This is a genomic window from Acaryochloris sp. CCMEE 5410 (assembly GCF_000238775.2).
Taxonomy (GTDB): Bacteria; Cyanobacteriota; Cyanobacteriia; order Thermosynechococcales; family Thermosynechococcaceae; genus Acaryochloris.
Window position 1 is genome coordinate 4,005,633 of record NZ_AFEJ02000001.1, and the last position, 20,785, is coordinate 4,026,417.

Sequence of the window (20,785 nt, forward strand, 5' to 3'; positions counted from 1 at the left end):
TAAGTTTGGTATTCCAAGTTTTATTGATCTAAAATGACGAATGAGAAAGATATAACAGCTTGGCCTTCTCATAGGCAGAGTCATATTTATATTGCGTAATCTAGCTGAGCTTCAATGCGCTTGGTTGCCTACTAGCATTGTTGCATGAATCGATCCTTTTCCTACTTAATAATCTTGAGACTTCCACACTTGCACCAGTATATCGGTAGAGCTATATCTTGGCACTGCTTTCTTAAGGTGTGCTAAGACTATCACATCTAAATCCAGAAAGACTTCTAGAACTTTTCGTGTGGTACCCGCTTAAATATTCTACTGGCAAGGAGTCTCATAGATTTATCATTGCTTAAGAGAACATTGTCCATATCTTAGGGGCATTGCTTATGGGATTGAGGCAACAAAACTAAACCATACCGATATGCTTGATAGTTTCGATTGACCCACTGATTACTCTGATTAATCTCTACTTCTGAAGAGAGCTAAATATCTGCTTTTATGGCATTCTAAGTTGAATATTGTTGGGGTTGAAAACTGTACTTTTTAGGCATAATGAGTGGCTGTTTACTACTATGTAAATGCTCTTATACGAGGTAGTTAAGAGAAATTTTTTAAATCTTTTTAGCCTAAGATATTACATGCTTTTTGCAAAGAAAAGAATCGATAGAACACTTATAAAAATCAGTTCTATCGATTCTTTTTTATACTCTTTGCATAGCGAGTACTGCTTAGCAAATATTGTATGTCACTGTAGAAGTATTATTGCTTTAGCAAAATAAGATCTAGCAACAAGAGATTTTAGATCCTACTACTTGTTCTTGTTCTTGTTTTTATCCGAGAATTGGGTCTCCCAATTCTCATAGCTCCCATGGTAATTGTAGCTGTTATCGCTGCTTTGGTTGTTGGGGTTGCTATTGATACTGCAGTTTGTCTTTTCGCCTAGGCTATTAGTACAGTTGGCCTTCTTATCCTTGCCGGAACTGCTGGGGTTACTAGCAATACTAGAGCTGCTGGGGTTACTAGCAGTACTAGAGCTGCTGGAGCTGCTAGTAGTACTAGAGCTGCTGGAGCTGCTAGCAGTACTAGAGCTGCTGGAGCTGCTAGAACTACTACTCGAAGACAGAGTAGAGGTTGTTGCACTAGCAACCGTTGTTGTACCGAGAGACGCATCTTTGCTCATGGCAATTGTCCCCCCTCTAAAAATTTCAACTTCCGCTTGTTTCTGATTATTTGCTAATGTCAGCTTCAGGTTTTTATCTGCACTCCCTCGACTGTCAAAGCAAACACTCCAATTAGCAGTATTGGAACCACTATTTTCAGTAGCCTCAGTAATTGCTACTCCATTTTCAAGGGTTAAATCCTCACTCACAAAACTGGATTCTGTTTCCCAAGATCCAGATGGTGCATCGCAAGAATTTGCCTTCTCAACAATCATTTCTGTGCTTGAGCTAGAAATTGGTTTAACTCGATAGGCAGCAGTTTTGAACATAGCCTTAGAACGGGCCATCTTTAAATTTGCTGATACACGAGAGGCAGAGTCTTGAACAGGATTCTGGCCAATTGAGCCAATGCCCCGTACAGAAAAAGCAGCTACGAGACCTGTGATAGCGAGTACCGCCATGACCTCAACCATGCTAATGCCAGCTTCGGTGTTAGATGATTTTGGGAACTTAGTAGCACGGGAATATAATTTGTAGACAGAGGTGTGGTAGTTCATGACGGGTACTCAATACTTAATTTTCAAACTTGCAAGTAGGTGATACTTAAAGTATTGACAATTAATTGGTGGAATCTGACAAGTAATTAAAAAAATTATTTTTACGTATAAAATATGATGACAATCTAAAAAATAAATGATAAAGTCTCACACAATTAAATAAAATCTGCCTGAGATATATTGTGCTAAAGGGTTATTTTTGTGCTAATTGTGTATATCAATGAAACCGCTCTTCAGAGCTTATTCTTGGAGTGGAGATGAAATCACCTCAAAACCCATGCTGTGAAACAGAACTAGCAGTTTTAAATTTGAGCATATATTTATAACAACTATTTATTCCGCGAAACCTTTGCCGATTAGGCGATCTCTGAGAAAGAATTTACCAGGCAATTTAACTGAGATTCTTACTGAATGAAATGTTATTCAATCAATGTTGGTAAAGTCTTTGATAGAAATCACCTTAGTCTTTAGCCTAGTGTTTAAATTTAATTTGTAAATAACCTCTTAGAGGATTTCAAGGCTCGCTTGCAGTTTTACTCTCAAAAGAGCTTATATAAGAATTACGGCCAAATGATAGAGGCAATTTGCAGGGGGCATCGGTATCGTGTATCTTATGAAACTTGTCTCCAGTGCAAAAGAGTTTTGCTTCAGCAGCTCTCAAACCACACAAACAGCGGAGTATTGGAGCTTTTTCAGTGCCTTGTAGTTAGACTGTGATGAATATCAGATTAAACCTGGGGCAAACGCAGACAAGTTTAGTTTTGCTAGAACTGGCAAGCCAGTGATCAATTTTGATACTGGAGTAGCTTTTGACCAGCCGTTAGCCATCATGGTGCTGATCAGTGCAGCAGTGCTTGATTTTGCCATTGGAGATCCTTGGTGGTGTCCTCATCCTGTGCAAATGATGGGCTGGATCGTTCAGCGCTATACCAAGGGAGCATTGCGGTGGTGGAATGAACCGTGGCAACTGCGGATAGCGGGTATACATTTGACGATTGCCCTGGTCTGTAGTGTGAGCTTGGGCAGCTGGCTACTGTTTTATGGGTTAGATCGGTGGGCTTGGCCGGTGAGTTTGGGATTAGAAGTTATTTTACTCGCCAGTTGTTTTGCAGGACGTAGTTTACATGATGCAGCCGTTGATGTTCTCAAACCGTTAGGACAAGCGGATTTAACGGTGGCGAGATCGCGGCTGCGTCGCTATGTCGGAAGAGACACAGATACCTTAGCAGAGCAAGATATCTTAAGAGCTTTACTGGAGACTATTGCAGAGAATGCCACGGATGGTGTGATGGCTCCTTTGTTTTATGCCCTAGTCGGCCTTGCCATTCCTGGAGTAGGGCCTGTGCCTGTGGCATTGTTCTACAAGGCAGTTAGTACATTGGATTCTATGATTGGGTATCGCACGGCCCCTTACACTGATCTGGGTTGGTTTAGTGCGCGTCTTGATGATGTTTTGACCTGGTTCCCTTGTCGATTGATGGTGCTGACGGTGGGGTTGTTATCGGGAAAACTCAAGTCTGTCTGGGTGATCGGTTGGCGAGATGCTCGTAAGGACCCTAGCCCTAACTCAGGTTGGAGTGAATGTGCCTATGCTGCCATTTTGGGTGTGCAGTTGGGGGGACAAAATTGGTACCGGGGTGTGGCTAAGTTGAAGCCGCTGCTGGGCAATCCCCTGCAACGAATTACTGAGAAGCATATCGAGGTGGCGATTCGCCTGACCCGCAATTGCTTTTTGATGTGGTTGGGATTGGCAGTGGCCTTCACTTGGTTGACAATGCCAACCCCTTTGTCCTGGGGCTAATGGTATCAGTTGTCTTTGAGCAGTAAATAATAGAGCTGCCCGGATCCTGTCATGACTCCTGCCCGTTCTTTTGCTTTTGCCCCAGTCCCCATAAAAATATCTACCCGGCCTGGACCCTTGATGGCGCTGCCCGTATCGTGATCCAGCACAAATCGACTGACATCTTTGAATTCCAACGTCTGGCTGGCATTGTAGTAGGGCAAGTTGGTTTGAATCAGCGCCAGTGCACCCGGGGGCATCAGCGATTTATCCGTAGCAATGGACCGCTCATCGGTGACGGGGACATTTAGATTGCCCATGGGAGGTGAGCCAAAGGTTTCCTGAAAGAAAACAAAGCTTTTGTTTTTGGGAATGTAGAGATCTAAATCTTGAGGATTCTCTTCGAAGTACTGGAGGACGACGGGAAGACTCAATTCCTCTAGAGTGAATTTGCCATCGGCAATTAAAGCTTTACCGATACTGGTGTAGGGATGAGCGGTTTTGCCAGCGTAACCGACAGTCATTTCTGTGCCATCTGTTAATCCGAGGCGGGCGGATCCTTGGACTTGCACGAGGAATGCCTGGATGCGATCGCGCAGCCATACCAACTCCAATCCCTTCAACGGCCCTTGAGAAGCTTGCAAACCATCCGACCCCTCTAGCTCTGCTCGGGTGGGATGGGGCTTAGGCCATTGCTTTAAATCTGCTGGAGCTTGATATAGGGGATAGCGAAACTCGGCGGTGGGTTGGCGGCTTGCGGGATAGGTCGCTTCGTAATATCCCGTAAAATCGACATTACCCTTTTGGTCATTGCCGATGGATTGATAAAACTGAAACTCACGCTTGACCGCTGTTTCGAGTGCTTTTGGAGACTTCGCTTGCACCACCAACTGGCGAAACCGACGCAGGCTACGGGAAACGCGATCGCGGGTAATCCCTGGAACTTTGTAGTCTTGGTAATCCTTCTGGGCTTTGTCAGTCCCTAAGTACTCCAAGCTATGATCAATCGCTGTCAGTAACGCTTTATAGTCACCTTTCTGACCATTGACTTTTTTCCATAACTGTTGGTCCTTTGCTAAACCCTTGGGTAGTTGATCTGTAGAAACGACCGTTAAGGGTAGAGGGTCCACCGGGGGTGTTGCCGCCGTGAGCGGCGTGGTGGCAGCGGTACACCCCAAAAGCAAAGGCAGAGTCAGAAAAAACATGCAGTCAAACCATCAGAACTTAATAACGGTCGACGCTAGATAAGAAAACAGGTTCCACACGAATGGCCGTAATACTAGAGGGCCGGATCACCATATACTCCCCCTGGATATTTTTGATGGGGACGTTAATGAATTCCTTGGAGTCAGACTTGGGAACTAGCTCGTTGCTGTACCACTGCTGAAATTCTTGAATGGTTGCAAACCGAACCTCTTCTTTGTGGCCCCCTTCGATAAACAGGTGGACCGCATATTCGTTGGCAGTTCTTGGCATTGTTGGGTGTTGTGATGTACTCCGAGCTAATTATGGACAAAAACTAGCGCAAACATAACGAATTGCAAGAACTTATTGTCCAAACCGATTTCAACAACGGGTAGGAGCTAGAGTAAACCTCCTCCTCATAGGTCGCTGCAGATGTCTGAGTGATAGACAGATATGAACTTTTCATATTATGGGAATAGTTTTAGAGGGCGGGATTGATCTAGCTCAAGGTTGACTAAGAGTGACCGCATGATCACTCTTATCTGAAATTTGGCACTGTTCATCGGTCGATAAAGTAGGGAATACTGGGGGGTTATGGAGGTAATATCTAATAAAAAGCCCATGAATTTTTAATGTATTTATGAATTAAAACTTTATGCAAAAGTTTTCTCGTTAAAGGTTAAGTATCTGCGAACATCCATGTACTGAGATGAATATCGAAATTAGCTCTAAGTATTGATTGAGCTCAGCTGAGCGGATGTTATACCATTTACGAAAATACTAATTTATTCGTTAAAATAAAAAAAGTTCCCTGTGCTGATAATGTGTGTCAATCGATGGTAAAAACTGATCTAATCCTGAGGATATTAAGAATCTCAGCGGCCAGTTTCAACCGTTCTAATTCAGGTCAGCAAAGCAATATGGACCATAAAAGGTATGGCTGGCTGTGGAAGATAGCAATTGTGCCATCCCTTGCTGTTGGCTTTCTAGCGGCAATGCCGAATGCTATCGCAGAAGAGAATATTTTAGTGATCCATTCTTATCACCCAGAACTGTCTTGGACGGATCAAGTTAAACAGGGGATTGACCAATCTTTTCAAAAACATCGGCCAGATGCAAAAGTTTTCCATGAATATCTAGATAGCAAACGTCTGCCAGCGCTAGAACATTCTCAAAACTTTCTAGCGTTGATTCAAAAAAAATATCAAAACATACCCATAGATGCCCTAATGGTGTCGGATGATCAGGGTTGTTTTACGTTACTCCTAGAAAAAATAGGATGGTTCTACTGACCAACAGTAGAGAGACCGATGAGCCATCTAATCGATACTTTGAAGCAAGTCCCGGATTTCCGCAGTGCCCATGGCCGTATTCATCCGTTATGGCTGCTGTTGCTATTGATGGTGATGGGCATGCTTGCTGGATATCAAGGGTACCGTCCGTTAGAAACCTTTGTGAGCGATTATCGCCAGCCTTTAAGTGAGCTATTGGGGCTTGAGAGCCTCGAAGTTCCGTCTCACTGTACCTTTCGTCGAGTGATGAAGGGGCTTGACTTCCAAGCGTTGAGCCACCAATTTGAAGCATGGATGCTCTCGAAAGCCCAGACTCACTCTCCCGATAATTATGCAGCCTCCATTGATGGCAAACGGATTCGTCAGGGGCTGACAGATGCCAAGGGGAAGCAGCGTTTTGTAGGGTTGGTGAGTTTATTTGCGGTGGAAGCAGGCATCACCCTCAAGCTCGAAGCCCTCACTCAGGAGGATAATAGCGAAATCAAAGTCGTGCAGGCACTGTTGGAAACCCTTCAACTCGATGGCTTGCTGATTACCATGGATGCCTTACACGCCCAAAAAACACTTGAGAAGATTGTGGCCTCGGGTAACGACTATCTTGTGGCGGTCAAATCCAATCAGGGAAGACTTTACGACCACCTCCAGACTTACTTTGAGTGTCTTAAACCCATGGCTGAGCACATCCACTCCGCCCAAAGTAGAGGACGAGATGAACATCGGTGTATACAGGTTTATGAGCCTGTCGGCATAGCCCTACAAGAATGGGAGGCAATTCGCTCTGTGCTTTGTGTCCAACGATGGGGCACTCGCAAAGGAAAGGAGTATCACAATACGGCCTATTACATCAGTTCAGCTGCCACCTCACCCCAGCATTGGCAATCTCTGGTCCGAGAACATTGGGGCATTGAAAATCGGTTGCATTGGCCGAAGGATGTTGTTTTGGCGAAGATGATTATCGACTCGAAGATGAACAAGCACTGCTCAATTGGTCAGTGCTTAGAACTATTGGGATTAATATCCTGCGGCTAAACGACTATCAATCCCTCAAAACCGCGATGACTAAGCTGGCTAATCGGGTCGATATTATTTTTTCGCTGCTAACTTAAAACAGCCCTGGTCGGATGATCCGGGCCTCAAATTAATCCTACAATTTCGAGATCAATATTTCCCAAAGATACCGATGGTGTTTTTAGGGATTAATCATGTGCAACCCGAACTCTACAAGATTCCTGGATTGACGGGCGTATTTGAAAAACATAGCCTGGCTGAAACAGTGCAGGCAGCCAAGCAGCTGACGGGTACTGATGGCTTAATTATCATTAATGATTCCACCGAAACCGGACAAGCCAACGTCAAACGCATTGATGCCTTAAAAAAAGTCCCCAATATCCCTAAGACGATCCAAATTATTAGCGATGTTACCCCTCAAGAATTACCCCAAAGGTTATCCGCTTATCCCCCGACTTGGCCAGTGGTGCCCCTGGGGCAACTCCGTCTCAATAAAAAAGATGGAGAGTTGATTAACTTTGAGGCCGATACGCAAATCTTAAAGTCTAAAGTGCCTAATCCCATCTTCACAGAGACCTCTATGCGCGTGGGGGCAGGAGCGATTGGTGGCAAGGTCCTGGAAGGAGGCGCTCATGCGGACCAGGCCGTACAATTGGTGGATCAAATTCTAGATGGAACGAATCCAGCTGACTTAGAGCCGATTGCAGAATCAACCAACTTGTGGGTATTCGATGCAAGAGAATTAGAACGTTTTCAGATCAAGCCTCAGCGTTTACCTGCTGGCAGTACGATTCGATATCGCCAACCCTCATTTTATGAACAGTATCAAAGTGCGGTATGGGTCGTCATCGGCGTCTGTTCCAGTTCCTTGGTGATTATTGCCTTGCTCGTGGAGGTCCTACGCAGACGGGCACAAGTCGAGAAAACCCTACGGGAGAATGAAAAACGCTATCGAGATTTAGCCGAAGTGGGTGCCAATACCTTTTGGGAACTGGATATCAACCTAAATCTATCCTATGTGTCCGATCTTCAAGGCCACCAAACATCAGCCATATCCTCTCAGGTTCTTGGTTCGCCTTTAACGGATGTGTTTGCAGATGAAGAGATTTTTGAATTTAATACCAAGCGTCTAGAAACGATTCTGCACTGGCGTCGTCCGATTCGCGACTTTATCTTCTTTGCCAAAGAAGACAACCAAGAGATGCGAATTTTTAAGCTGAATGGCAAGCCTATTGTGGATGATGCTCAACTGTTTCAAGGGTATCGCGGTATTCAGCGGGATATTACAGAAGAGTATTTTCTAACCAAAAAAATTGCGTATCAAGCAGCCTATGACAGTTTAACTAACTTGTTGAATCGGTCTGAGTTTGATAGTCGGTTACAGGAATCGGTCAATCTTGCGAAAGAAGACGACACTCAGTATGTGTTGTGCTACTTGGATCTGGACCAATTCAAATTGGTGAACGATACCGCAGGGCACATCGTCGGTGATCAATTACTCACAGACTTGGCACACCTCCTTAAACAAGCGCTGCGACCAGATGATGTCCTGGGACGATTGGGTGGAGATGAATTTGGATTATTGATGCAAGATTGCACCTTGGAAGAAGCGCAGGCCTTCTGCGAAAAGTTGGTGACCCAAGTCCAGAATTTCCGCTTTCAATGGCGAGATAGTCAATTTAGAGTAGGGGTCAGTGTGGGGATTGTCGCCTTTACGGATGCAAGCTATTCAGCCGAAGAACTGTTAAGTCGAGCTGATCTAGCCTGTTATAAGGCCAAGGATGCAGGGCGCGGGCGAGTTTATGTTGCCAATCAAAACGATCGCGAGCTGGACCACTTCCAACTGCAAATGGCGCATATTGCCGATATTCCCCAGGCCATTGAGGAAGACCGTTTGTTCTTAGTCAAGCAGCCCATTCAGAGTATTCGCCAACCGACCTCTTTGCATCGCCATTATGAAATTCTGTTGCGATTGAGAGATGGCAAAAACAATATTATTGGCCCTGGATTATTTATCCCTGCTGCAGAACGCTATGGGGTGATTGCCCTGATTGATAACTGGGTGCTAGAAAACACCCTCAATCAGTATTATCAATGTGGCTTAGAGGATGAGATGGTTTCCATCAATCTTTCAGGCGCGAGCATTAATGACGATCGGGCCACCGCCAAGGTGATTGCACTTATTACTCAATCGAGTGTCCCACCCAGCAATATTTGCATCGAGATTACAGAAACAGCCACTATTGCTCAGCTCGATCAAGCCTTGCGGTTTATTGAGCCTTTAAAGGAGATTGGGGTGAAGTTTGCCCTAGATGACTTTGGCAGTGGCGTGTCGTCCCTAAGCTATTTGAAGAGTCTTCCGGTAGACTATCTCAAAATCGATGGCAGTTTGATCAAGAATATTGCTGTCGTAGAAAGCGATCGCGAAATTATTTATTTGATTAATGAGCTAGCCCATAAGCGAGGTATGAAGACGATTGCTGAATTTGTTGAGAATGAGCAGATTTTAGAACAATTGCGCATTATTGGCGTGGACTATGCCCAAGGTTATGGCATCGGCAAGCCCGAGCCGTTAATGGCTCCCAATCAGGTGATGGCTAGCTGACGGATTTTTCCCACAGCGTGGTCAAGACAGGGATGGTCAAATAGTCAGCCCCTCCGCTGTCACCAGCCAGATATGTGCAGGGTTGATCTGGACTGCCGAGATGATTGATCACGAGTAATGCCCCAGCAAAGTCTTGATGTTGGGTATAGTCATTGACGGTAATAATGGGACGGCATCCAGCAGCACAGGCGGCCTGACAACCGACTTGGGAATCTTCAAAGACCAGGCAATCCGTTGGTTCTAAGGCGAGTTGGTTGAGTGCATAGTGGTAAATATCGGGAGCTGGCTTTTTGGCTGGGACCATATCTCCTGCGGCAATGGTTTCGAACCAGCTCAGGCTAGTTTTGTCCAAGGTCTGTTCTAGGAGAGTGATGACATTGGGGAGGTCGCTGGTGGTTGCGATCGCAAGCCGTATTCCCTCCACTCTCGCGTCCCGCAGCAATCGTTCAACCCCAGGCCGCAGCGGAATTGTACCCTGGCTGAGCAAGGCCTGGTAATGGCTATTTTTAGCTGCATGCAGGTCGGCAATAAAGCCCTGCAAATCGTGGGGCTGCTGCCAATCCGGGCAAAAGTGCTGGATATAATGACGAATGCGCTCTTTGCCCCCCGCTACTTGTAGAAGCTGTCCATATTGCTCCACGGACCAGTGCCACTCTAATCCGGCCTCTGCGAAGGCTTGGTTGAAAGCCACACGATGTCCATCCCGCTCGGTGTTCGCCAGGGTGCCGTCTACATCAAAAATGAGGGCTTGGAGAGACAAGGGTGCGATCGCAAATCATCTTCTTCAACCTATCAAATAATAGGTAGGATATCGCCGAATAAATAGGTATAAGACGAGTGCCCGTTTGGCTCTATTTGGGCTCCATATAGATTTGCGTGACATAGTAGGTTTGTCCCTTACGCCAAATGCCTACACCTGTCTCCTGCATTTCCGGTAGCAAAATATTTTTACGATGGCCGGGACTTCTCATCCAGCTTTCGACGGATAAACCGACAGGATCTGAAGATCGAATACATTTCATCAGATTTTCACCAATGAGATATGCCCGCAATCCTAACGCCTCGACTCGACGGCGATGGTTGCGACCCTGGGGATCAATATGGCTGTAAAAGTTATATTGAGCCATTTGCTGGCTATGGGAACGGGCCACTAAGGACAATCTGGGATTGAGTTGTAAGGCCGGTAAACCTTGATGTTGGCGTTTTTGATTGATCCGTTGTAAGACCTCAGTCTCCATCTGAGCGATGGTGCTGGATTGAGCAGGTAGAGTTGAGGCACTGGTGCCTAAAGATGGCGTATGTAGGGTTTGGGATAAACTTGGCGTTGCAATAAGGCTAAGGCCTAAGGCCAAGCTGAGAGACCAGCCCCATCGCCTCGCAATAGGCCAATGGCAAGCCTGATGCCCCTGATTGATGTGCATGAATTGATTCCCCCCGGAATAGACAAAAACAGGCAACGATCTGGCTAATGAAATGAGTATGGCAAGTTCATGTTTGCGATCGTGTCTTTGTAAGCCAGACTTTTTGTCCAACTTGCGTATAACTTTGACACCAATAAGTGAAGAACTCGGTAATTCTGACTAGAAAAACCGATAGATGCCCATAGGGAATAACCGACTGATTTTAGAAGTGATCAGTCTACAATTGCGATACTCAGAAATTAGTTGATAAGAGCCTGTCTTACCCTTAGGGTAGACATTTTGGCTTTCTATTTGAACATATAAAAATAATTTAATTTGCAGGACTAAAATAAATTAACTGACAGCTGCTTAGGGTCATCCATCTCAACCTTAGTTATCAGGATAAAATTTAAAATTGTATAGGAGATAACACTATTGGTTTGAGGCTATTCAATTTGTTGAAATAACAAATTAGTTCTCTATTTCTTGCTAAAAATAACCGTAATGTGTGAGGTATGGCTCCCTGAAGGCTTAAGGCTGTCAGTGATCTCGTAAACACTGCAGATCTAGGCTGTATATCGACGAAGTGATTGATGTAGTCTATATTTGCGTCACGCTAAGATGAAGTGAGTTAACTGCCATTCGCTGTGGGACACTCTTATAGAAGTAGAAGTCACAGCTAGCATTACACAGGAGATGCCTTCATGCTGGAGCGTGCAGAAGTCGATAAAGTCGCCCATTTGGCCCGCCTATCCCTCACGGATGCTGAATCAGAACAGTTCACCACTCAGTTAGGGGATATCCTCGACTATTTTGAGCAACTGAGCGAGCTAGATGTGGCGGAGGTCGAGCCAACCACCCGAGCCATTGACGTTAGCAATGTCACCCGCGTTGATAATCTGACTCCCTATGATGATCGAGAGTCTATTCTGGCCTGTGCACCAGCCCAGGAAGATGAGTATTTCAAAGTGCCCAAAATCATGGGTGAAGGTTGATTGGCCAGCGGGTGGACTTCCGAATCGTTGCCCTTTCTCACAAAAATATTTGAATTCCTGGATTAGAGATCTGTACCATAGATAAGGACATACTTCTCCTAGACTGCCTCTAGTGAGTGATGTCGGTTACAAATCAGCAGGCTCCACCATTTTTGGGTTGTAGTCGTTTTCTCAGAAGGAACCGTTACGCAATATGCCAACCATTGAAACCCGCACCGAACCCATGGTCATTAACATGGGCCCTCAGCACCCTTCCATGCACGGGGTTCTGAGACTTATGGTGACCCTAGATGGTGAGAATGTCGTCGATTGCGAACCGGTGATTGGCTATTTGCACCGCGGCATGGAAAAAATTGCCGAGAGTCGCTCCAACATCATGTTCGTTCCCTATGTCAGCCGCTGGGATTATGCGGCAGGCATGTTTAACGAAGCCATCACGGTCAATGCGCCCGAACGCTTAGCCGATATCAAGGTGCCCAAACGTGCCAGCTACATCCGCGTGATTATGCTGGAATTGAATCGGATTGCCAATCACCTGCTTTGGTTGGGTCCCTTCCTCGCAGACGTGGGAGCCCAAACCCCCTTCTTTTACATTTTCCGGGAACGGGAAATGATTTACGACTTGTTTGAAGCCGTAAGTGGCATGCGCTTCATCAATAACAACTACTTCCGTATGGGCGGTGTTGCGGCTGACCTCACCTATGGTTGGGTCTCCAAATGCCTAGACTTTTGTGATTACTTTCTGCCCAAAGTCGATGAGTATGAGCGTCTGATTACGAACAACCCCATTTTTATCCGACGTCTTGATGGTGTGGGTACCATTAGCCGCGAAGATGCGATTAATTGGGGGTTATCGGGGCCGATGCTGCGAGGATCAGGCGTTAAGTGGGATCTGCGTCGGGTTGATCATTACGAATGCTATGACGACTTCGATTGGGAAGTCCAGTGGGAAACCAAAGGAGATTGCCTAGCCCGCTATTATCTGCGGATTCGCGAAATGCGAGAATCCGTCAAAATTATTAAGCAAGCCCTTGAACATCTACCCGGCGGCCCCTACGAAAACTTGGAAGCCAAGCGGATGATGGAAGGCCGCAAATCAGAGTGGAACTCCTTTGAATATCAGTTCTTGGGTAAGAAGCTTGCCCCCACCTTCAAAATTCCAGAGGGTGAACTCTATGCCAGAGTCGAAACGGGTAAAGGTGAACTTGGCATTTATCTAATTGGCGATGAGAATGTCTTCCCTTGGCGATGGAAGATTCGCGCCCCTGATTTCAACAATTTGCAGGTCTTGCCCCAGTTGCTCAAAGGCATGAAGGTTGCTGATATTGTGGCGATTCTGGGTAGTATTGACGTGATTATGGGATCCGTCGATCGCTAAGGACGGCTGCTTAACTTTCCATCGCAAGAGGCTTCTGGCTGAGTGGAGGGTGATCCGATGTCTAACGCATCTAAACGGATTCAAGAGATGCAGACGTATTATCACCATCGTGCTGCTGAGTATGATGTCTCTATGGGCTATGACCAGCCTGAAGGGGTGGCTCAATTAGCCGATGTCATTGAGCGCCTCAGGCAGTTGGTGGCGGGCAAACGAGTGCTAGAGATAGCCTGTGGCCCTGGTTTTTGGACGGAACAGATTTATGATTGCACCCACTCTGTTTTAGCCACGGATTACAACTCAAGTACGTTGGATCAGGCGGCCCTTAAGCAACTTCCCCCTGACAAAGTTCAGTATCAGCAGGCTGATGCTTATCAGCTCGCCAATCTCCCTTGTGATTTTGAGGTTGTCCTCGCGGTAGATTGGTTGGCTCATGTGCCGATGTCAAGAATGCGAGATTTTTTGTGTGGCTTGCATCAGCATGTGCATGGCCAAGTGGTGTTTTGCGATCAGCTTCCGGGTGCTCAATCTTGGACAGGCCAGTACGATGCTGAAGGCAATCATCTACAATCACGGTATTTGAAGGATGATGCCACCTATACCGTCATCAAGCATTTCTTCTCGGATGCAGACATCTCAGCTATATTTTCTGAATTCCAGGTGAATGTTGCGATAGATCGTTATCCTGATGCTCGGAGAATGGTGTTGTCATATGCGTTAACCCCCTAGGCCATTCAGCGCATACTGAGCAGGATAGTATTGCAGCTTGGATAGGCAATCAAAGGGATAGAGCATCTCATCAGGAAGAACTGAGGTAGTGGCACAGGTATGGCCTGTGACTGCCTAGATTCTTTGTAATCGCATCACTATGTTGATCTTTTAGAACGGAATATCCATGTGCGATCGCAAGTGGCTCCAGTATTCATATACCCAGGGCTATGGTTCTGGCGGGTGATGGAAATGTCATGCACTCATGATATTGATTTCGAGTCCTGTACGGACATAATAAGACGCTAAATTTATTTCTACTGCAACAGAAAAACGAGACTTAAAGTTATTCCATTAGAGGAAGCCTATTAAAGTAAATGGGTTGAGCCAATTTAATCAATTATCCAAATAAGTTTGAATATAAAAAGAGATTTTTATCAAGTTGATTAAATAATTTTATTTGTATCAATTAATACAAATAAAGAGTGATTATGACTACAAATTATTTCAGCCCCTTGTCTTACTATATTAAAAATATAATTTCCTTCTATCTGTTGATTCTATTTTGCTCAAGATATTGATCTGTATAGATTATTTATAATCACATCTTAAATCAGGTTTAACCTATGTATACATTAGGATTGAACCTTTTCTTTTGTGCTTTCTCTCCTCAGGATAGCAATGGTTTTGTGTTCAGAATTTAAATGGGCATTGAAAATAATAATCTTGATTAAACAGCCAGTAAATACAATTTTCTCGTTGTAAGTGCTATGAAAATAACACGTATACTGAATAAAATTGATCGACGTTTTCATCCTTCTCATATCTATGCACTTCAGCCAGATCATGATTTGCTGAGAGAGAATAGAACCTATAGAGAAGCGAAAGATATTGTTCTTTTGTCTTATCCCAGATCTGGCAATACATGGCTGAGACGATTGCTAGCTAACTCGATTTTGGAAGCTCAACAATACCCATCTTCCATTCAATCTGATATTCCTTTTGAAACAGTGGTCCCGTCGATTTATACGCAAAGTATCAAACCACCCTGTTTGCACCGTTATGATGAGGTCTGCCACCGCATTGTTAAAAGCCATGAGCATAGAGATGCACGAAAACATAAGACGGTCTATTTATTTCGGAACCCTGTGGATACATTGGTCTCCTGGCATCACTTCGTTTCCAATTCTCCGAGCCTCTTACAGCAATTTCCTTGGGTGGTAGATCTTTCTATTGATGAGTTTTGCCTGAATGCCGTAGACGGCTGGGCCAAGCATATTCAACAGACGCGTCACTATAAGGACATCTTGTTGGTGGAATACGAACACTTATTTCAGTACCCCCATCAGATGCTGGCCAATATTTTGGATTTTTGTCGTATTCCCCGGAGCAATATTGATCTAGATCAGATTATTGACAACCAATCGATTCGCAAACTCAAGTCCGTGACCCATTCCCAAGAGCTGAGAAAAGGCGGAGTGGGACATGGCGAAGTTGAATTGCGACCCAGTACCGTCACTGAGCTACGGCAGTATCAGCAAATGCTCAATGTTACCTGGAAACCCCAAGTGGAACGTAGTCTGATGACTACAATGTAGATTCAGCATTAGGCTGAACTCATCTGTCATAGATGGCGAGGTGAGTCCAAGCTCGTGACCAGCTCGTTCTTGTTCCGGTTTGGAAAAGAATAGTATTTGCCTGGGCAACGCGATGATTCTGGGTGGGATTGGGCTGTGTCCCAAACTACTGTTCTTATGGAGGATCTTCGTTAGGTGCAGAACTAGGAGAGGTAGGGGTTGGTAGTGGCACAGGTATCACGACGGGAGATTGTATCGGTGAGGGTTCTGGGCTAGGGCTGAGAGTCGGTTCTTCTGGCTGGGTAGGGTCTGGGCTGGGGCTCGGCTCTAATGTGGGTTCAGGGGGTTCCGTGGGGGTTGGGGTCGGAGTGGGTGTAGGGCGCTCTAAGTCAGTGATTTTGCGCTTAGCAGCGAAGTAAATGGGATCTGCTCGCCTATCCCAATAAGGATTTTGGGGCAACTTAAACGCCAAGTCTCGGGCAACGTGCCATCGTTTGGCATCAAAGGCCGTTTTGGCGCGATTGAATAGGTCTTGTTGTTGTTGCCATGCCGTTTGCCAGGTCTGGATTTGGGTTTGGGCTGCTTCGGCGCTGTCGCTGTTGCTGGGAATCTGGGTTGCGATCGCAATGGCTGCATCTAAATCTCCAGACTGTCGGGCTTCTTGTTGGGCCTGCTCTAAGAGCGCTGCACCATTATCAACATTGGCAACTTCGGGTTGAAGAAACGGGAATAGCTCGTCCGTCACCCCCCAGTAGGTAAGGCCGACCATGCCTAGACCCATGACCAAGGCCATCGCGCCAAAGCCGAACACCCAGGGGGCACAGCCAGATGATTTTGCGACAGGTGGGGATGGGCGCTGTGGTGGACGGGCAGGCGTCGGTGAAGCAACCACTTGGGTGGGCTCTAGGGCCGATGTTGCTGACTCTAGGGGAGGCGTGAAGGGCTTAGGCGAGAACTGTACGGCTGTTTGATCAGGGGTCTGATGGAGGGCTTGTAACGCATCAGCAGCGGTTTGATAGCGCAACTTAAAATACGGGCGCACCATTTGAGTGAGGACCTGGGCTAATGCATCACTCACCGCCGCCTGATCTCGCCAAATCAGTTCACCATCGACATCTTCTTGAAATTGGGAGGGGGGCCTGCCAGTCAGGGCTTGAATACCAATAATCCCTAGAGAATACAGGTCGCTGTTGGCACGGGGTTTTCCTTGACTTTGCTCACTGGCCATATATCCGGGAGTGCCCACAACCACGGTGATATTGGTTTGTGGATTGGTGACTAAGCCTTGGTTACGGACCTGCTTGACAGACCCAAAATCGACCAAGACCAGCTTCTGATCGGCTCGACGACGGATAATATTTTCGGGTTTGATATCGCGATGAATCACCCCTTGGCTATGGATAAAGTCCAAGACTTCTAAAACTTCGGACAGCAAGGATTTGACTTGGGATTCGGGCCACTTTTCCCCTAGAACCAGCTCATCTGTGAGCGGGGCTCCCTCAATCAGTTCTTGGACTAGGAAAAAGTCTTGATCTTGCTCAAAAAAGGCGAGCAGTCGGGGAACTTGATGGTGATGGCCCAACTGTTCTAAGGTTTCAGCTTCACTGCGAAATAGGCGGCGAGCCACTTCTAAAAACTCTGGGTCGCTGCTGGCAGGCTGTAGCAATTTAACGACACAGGAGGGATTGCCGGGGCGTCTTGTATCCTCAGCAATATAGGTTTGCCCAAAGCCCCCTACCCCCAGAGACTGTATGATGCGATAGCGCCCATCTAACGTTTGCCCAATCATGTTTTTAGTGAAACTTTAGCCATCCATGCCCAGCATAACGGGGAGGAAAGATATGGGGATGAAATATCTCCGCTAAAAGTTCCATAGAATCCACGAGTCGAGGGCCGGGGCGATTGAAATATTGATTGCCATCCGTAAGATATACTTGCTGGTTTTGTACGGCCTGTAGCTGCTGCCATTGGGGCTGTTGGGCCAGCTCTTGAGTCGCCTGGGCTGTTTGCTGCAGATTAAAGCCACAGGGCATGCAGATAATCATATCTGGATTGGCCGCAAGCAGTTGTTCCCAAGTTAGCCAGCTCGAATGTTGACCAATTGTTCCTAGACAGGGATCGCCTCCGGCCAGATTCACCAGTTCGGGGACCCAGTTTCCTGCAATCATCAGTGGGTCGGTCCATTCAATACAGGCAATGGTGGGGCGATGCTCAATGTTTTGGCGCTGCTGACAGGCTTTAATGCGTGCCTGGAGCTGCTGAAGGATCGATTGGCTGTCGCATCCTAGGGCAGTAGCAACTCGTTCCATATCCTGCCAAACATGGGCTAACAGACTGGGCTGTAGGGAAATCACCTGGGTGGTTTGGTCTGTAATCTGTATGAGGGCCTGCTCAACCTCCGCTAGACTCACTGCGCAGACGTCGCATTGAGCTTGGGTGACAATATGGGTTGGCTTAAGCTGTTGGAGCTGCTCTAAATCTAAACGATAAATGCCGAGGGCCGACTGCAACAGCTCCATGACTTGATTATGGATATCCCGGCTGGGCTGTTCGGCATTGAGATTGGCGACCGTGCAAACCGGGAGAGTTTGCACCTGTTCTGGATAGTCACATTCATGGGAGCGGCCCACTAAATGGCTACCGCATCCCAAAGCCGCTACGATTTCTGTCCCACTCGGGATTAGAGAAACAATCCGCAGGTCTGACCGTGACATTCAGGTGTGCTTACTCAATCGTGATCGACTGAGGTCCGCCACTATTAGACTGAGGAGGGTTATCGGTAGGGTCAGAATCATTGTGAGGTCCCCTCTTTTGATCCAACCAACTTTTGACGGGATCGTCATTGAGATCTAGGCGGAAAAGACCTGAAGCAAACCCTCCCATAAAGGCAACGGGTTTACTCACAAATTCTTGAAACAGGGGCGTTAATTCGTCCAAAAACATCTCTGTGTCTCATTCGGGTTACTACTGTAATGGTAACGCGACTCCCTGGATCAATTGCTGCTAATTTGTCGTCCTTAAGTTAAGCGGCCTGCTGCTGTTGGGCGCGATAAACCTGGGAGTAGGTATTTATTAAAGGCATTCCGTAGGCAGACACCACATGAAAAGCCTGATTGTGGGTATGGAGTTGGGACTGCACATAGGGACTTTGAGCAATCAGAGCACAGGCTCGTTCAGGAGGCTCACCTTGAATTAACGCTTCTGCCAATACGCCCCGATCTAGAGTTGCTCCCATGTCTGGATATAAAGAGACGATGGAATAATACTCGTCATAGGTTGACCCTAGACAAAGACACCCGAGATCATGATGGGCTGCATGGGCGAGTTCAACGTAGCGATTCCGTATGGTTGAGCAGGATGGTGTCTGGGTATCGAGCACGGAAGCCTCCTCGAAAGTGCAGGTTGTCATTGGGGCTGATGGATTTGAAGCAAAATTAGGGAAGGATAGTTATCCCCAGTGAAGAATAACTATCCCTGAGTGCAAGTGAGACTATCTCTGAGTGCAAGTGAGGTTTAATCACTTAAGATAGCCATGGGTCTAATGTCGCAGTTCCTACCGAGGCTTGGCATCGTAAAACTACTGAATTCTATGGCGCAAAAATTGCGCTCAAAACGACGTCCAGCTTCAGGAATTAGAGGCCTTCCGTAATCTCCGTATATATACGGTTGTTTGGATCAAATTTTGTCTTAAGAGTAAGAACTACTGTTCATCTAGCACATCCATTTGAGGAGGGGCGTGATGGGTCGTGTTCTCTAGTCCCAAACGTCGCTCTCGTAGTTTCAACAAGATTTCAGCATGGACTTCCCGAGAAATGGGATAGAAATAAGCGAGTAGCAGACCAACCAATAGAATTAAGGTGGGGAGCGGTCCAATGGCAATTCGAATCGCCAGTAAGGCCGAATCCGGCTGGATTGGCAGGGCTTCACCGGGGGTAGGTGAGATAAACCCAGAGCTTTCCAAGGCCAGGCCGACTAAAAAGAGGCCCAAAGCAAGTCCTAACTTTTGCAGGAAAACCATAAAGGCATAGAAAATGCCTTCCCGGCGTTTGCCTGTTTTGAGCTCATCTAGCTCAATCACATCTGGCAGCATGGACCATGGAATCAAATAGGCGGTGGCGACCCCAACGCCAGCCATCATACTCAGGACATATAGGCCGACAATTTGACCGGGCTGGAGGAAGAATAGGCCACTTTGGGCAATAATCCAGAGGGACATGCCCATGAAATAGACCATGCGTTTGCCGATTCTCTCGCTAATACTGCTCCAGACAAACAACATAATGATGGCGACGACCTGAACCAGCAGAGCAACCTGAAAATAAGCATCCTGCTTCATCCAGCTGGTGACGTAATAGGGAATGATGGCAGCCGTTAGCTGAAAGGCTAGCCAAGAACAGAGATAAATGCCAATCACGAATAAAAACGGACGATTGGACAAGGCAATTTTCACTTGTTCCAGCATGGGAATCTGTTCTGCAGTTTCTGAGGTATAGCGTTCTTCTGTGCCCCAAACACACCAATAGAGGGGTAAGACGGATAGAACTGCACAGCCAAGGCCAATGGCAAAATATTGCTGACTGGGATTCTCAAACCAGTTAGCGCTAAGAGAAGCAATCGCTAGAGCCAGAATACTTCCACTAATGGAGAAGGCAAATCGAAAACTATTCAGACTGGTTCGCTCGTTATAGTCTTGGGTTAATTCGGGAGTCAGGGCTGTATAGGGTAAATTGACGGCTGTGAATGCGATGTTAAAAAACACAGCAATCATGGTGTAGTAGGCAAATAAGGCCCATTGGTTGATCTCAGCATTGGCTGAAAAATGAGGAACAACCCACTGCAAGACAAAAAATAAACCAAAAGGGATAGATCCCCACAGCATCCAGGAATGACGGCGTCCCCATCGGGATTTCGTCCGATCGCTTAAGACACCAATGATGGGATCATTGATGGCATCGCTAATTTTGCCAACCAAGAGAACGATTCCTGCTAGTCCTGGCCTGAGACCCGCAACATTGGTGAGAAAAAAGAGTAGCGAAAAAACCAGGAGGGTCGCGGTAATTCCGGGTCCCATATCTCCAGCACCATAGGCTAACTTGGTCTTGAAACTTAATTTTCCAGAATCGGGAGATATGGGGTCATTCATGGTGTT

Annotated in this window: 18 protein-coding genes; 8 read left to right on the top strand and 10 right to left on the bottom strand. The window is 46.4% G+C overall.

Going from position 1 to position 20,785, the window contains the following annotated elements; translation table 11 throughout:
* Positions 1-802 precede the first annotated feature (802 nt).
* Positions 803-1,711, bottom strand: a complete 909-nt coding sequence (locus ON05_RS18500; protein ID WP_029315080.1) for a Tfp pilus assembly protein FimT/FimU — start codon at positions 1,709-1,711, stop codon at positions 803-805.
* 781 nt (positions 1,712-2,492) lie between these two features.
* Between ON05_RS18500 and cbiB the strand changes: the two genes are divergently transcribed.
* Complete coding sequence (cbiB, locus tag ON05_RS18505; RefSeq protein WP_010471238.1) at positions 2,493-3,512, top strand: adenosylcobinamide-phosphate synthase CbiB; 1,020 nt, start codon at positions 2,493-2,495, stop codon at positions 3,510-3,512.
* Positions 3,513-3,517: 5 nt separating this feature from the next.
* Here the strand turns inward: cbiB and ON05_RS18510 are convergent, their stop codons facing one another.
* Both ON05_RS18510 and ON05_RS18515 read right to left on the bottom strand, forming a co-directional pair.
* A complete protein-coding gene (locus ON05_RS18510; RefSeq protein WP_010471236.1) occupies positions 3,518-4,696 on the bottom strand; it encodes a murein transglycosylase A in 1,179 nt (392 codons plus the stop codon).
* Positions 4,697-4,715: 19 nt separating this feature from the next.
* Positions 4,716-4,967: a hypothetical protein gene (locus ON05_RS18515; protein WP_010471234.1), complete on the bottom strand. Its 252-nt coding sequence runs from the start codon at positions 4,965-4,967 to the stop codon at positions 4,716-4,718.
* 629 nt (positions 4,968-5,596) lie between these two features.
* Between ON05_RS18515 and ON05_RS18520 the strand changes: the two genes are divergently transcribed.
* From ON05_RS18520 to ON05_RS18530, 3 genes are all read left to right on the top strand, one after another.
* Positions 5,597-5,968 (top strand): hypothetical protein, encoded by a 372-nt coding sequence (locus ON05_RS18520; RefSeq protein ID WP_262561951.1) that lies wholly within the window; start codon positions 5,597-5,599, stop codon positions 5,966-5,968.
* A gap of 18 nt (positions 5,969-5,986) precedes the next feature.
* Positions 5,987-7,074 (top strand): ISAs1 family transposase gene (locus ON05_RS18525; RefSeq protein ID WP_262561952.1). Its coding sequence is split into 2 segments (ribosomal slippage): positions 5,987-6,905 and positions 6,905-7,074, totalling 1,089 coding nucleotides; the frame shifts between segments, so codons are not numbered across the junction.
* A gap of 98 nt (positions 7,075-7,172) precedes the next feature.
* Positions 7,173-9,581: an EAL domain-containing protein gene (locus ON05_RS18530; protein ID WP_010472559.1), complete on the top strand. Its 2,409-nt coding sequence runs from the start codon at positions 7,173-7,175 to the stop codon at positions 9,579-9,581.
* Here ON05_RS18530 and ON05_RS18535 read toward each other — a convergent pair.
* Positions 9,574-10,341, bottom strand: a complete 768-nt coding sequence (locus tag ON05_RS18535; protein ID WP_010472561.1) for an HAD family hydrolase — start codon at positions 10,339-10,341, stop codon at positions 9,574-9,576. The genes ON05_RS18530 and ON05_RS18535 overlap by 8 nt on opposite strands.
* 91 nt (positions 10,342-10,432) lie before the next feature.
* Complete coding sequence (locus ON05_RS18540; RefSeq protein WP_010472564.1) at positions 10,433-11,002, bottom strand: CAP domain-containing protein; 570 nt, start codon at positions 11,000-11,002, stop codon at positions 10,433-10,435.
* 683 nt (positions 11,003-11,685) lie between these two features.
* Here ON05_RS18540 and gatC point away from each other — a divergent pair.
* The 4 genes from gatC to ON05_RS18560 all read left to right on the top strand — a co-directional run bounded on the left by gatC (position 11,686) and on the right by ON05_RS18560 (position 15,657).
* Entirely contained in the window at positions 11,686-11,976 is a 291-nt protein-coding gene (gene gatC, locus ON05_RS18545) for an Asp-tRNA(Asn)/Glu-tRNA(Gln) amidotransferase subunit GatC (protein ID WP_010472567.1), read from the top strand.
* Positions 11,977-12,169: 193 nt separating this feature from the next.
* Complete coding sequence (locus ON05_RS18550; protein ID WP_010472570.1) at positions 12,170-13,354, top strand: NAD(P)H-quinone oxidoreductase subunit H; 1,185 nt, start codon at positions 12,170-12,172, stop codon at positions 13,352-13,354.
* A gap of 57 nt (positions 13,355-13,411) precedes the next feature.
* Complete coding sequence (locus ON05_RS18555) at positions 13,412-14,080, top strand: bifunctional 2-polyprenyl-6-hydroxyphenol methylase/3-demethylubiquinol 3-O-methyltransferase UbiG (protein WP_010472572.1); 669 nt, start codon at positions 13,412-13,414, stop codon at positions 14,078-14,080.
* Positions 14,081-14,829: 749 nt separating this feature from the next.
* Positions 14,830-15,657, top strand: a complete 828-nt coding sequence (locus tag ON05_RS18560) for a sulfotransferase domain-containing protein (RefSeq protein ID WP_029315146.1) — start codon at positions 14,830-14,832, stop codon at positions 15,655-15,657.
* A 154-nt stretch (positions 15,658-15,811) separates the two neighbouring features.
* On the opposite strand, the gene ON05_RS18565 is transcribed toward ON05_RS18560, so the two are convergent.
* The 5 genes from ON05_RS18565 to ON05_RS18585 form a co-directional block, all read right to left on the bottom strand.
* Positions 15,812-17,425: a serine/threonine protein kinase gene (locus tag ON05_RS18565; protein ID WP_262561954.1), complete on the bottom strand. Its 1,614-nt coding sequence runs from the start codon at positions 17,423-17,425 to the stop codon at positions 15,812-15,814.
* Between the two features lie 4 nt (positions 17,426-17,429).
* Positions 17,430-18,350, bottom strand: coding sequence for a cobalamin-binding protein (locus ON05_RS18570; RefSeq protein ID WP_010472578.1), 921 nt, complete (start codon positions 18,348-18,350; stop codon positions 17,430-17,432).
* Between the two features lie 10 nt (positions 18,351-18,360).
* A complete protein-coding gene (locus ON05_RS18575) occupies positions 18,361-18,579 on the bottom strand; it encodes a hypothetical protein (protein WP_010472580.1) in 219 nt (72 codons plus the stop codon).
* A gap of 79 nt (positions 18,580-18,658) precedes the next feature.
* Positions 18,659-19,015, bottom strand: a complete 357-nt coding sequence (locus ON05_RS18580) for a hypothetical protein (protein WP_029315148.1) — start codon at positions 19,013-19,015, stop codon at positions 18,659-18,661.
* Positions 19,016-19,336: 321 nt separating this feature from the next.
* Complete coding sequence (locus tag ON05_RS18585; RefSeq protein ID WP_010472586.1) at positions 19,337-20,779, bottom strand: MFS transporter; 1,443 nt, start codon at positions 20,777-20,779, stop codon at positions 19,337-19,339.
* Between the last annotated feature and the right edge of the window lie 6 nt (positions 20,780-20,785).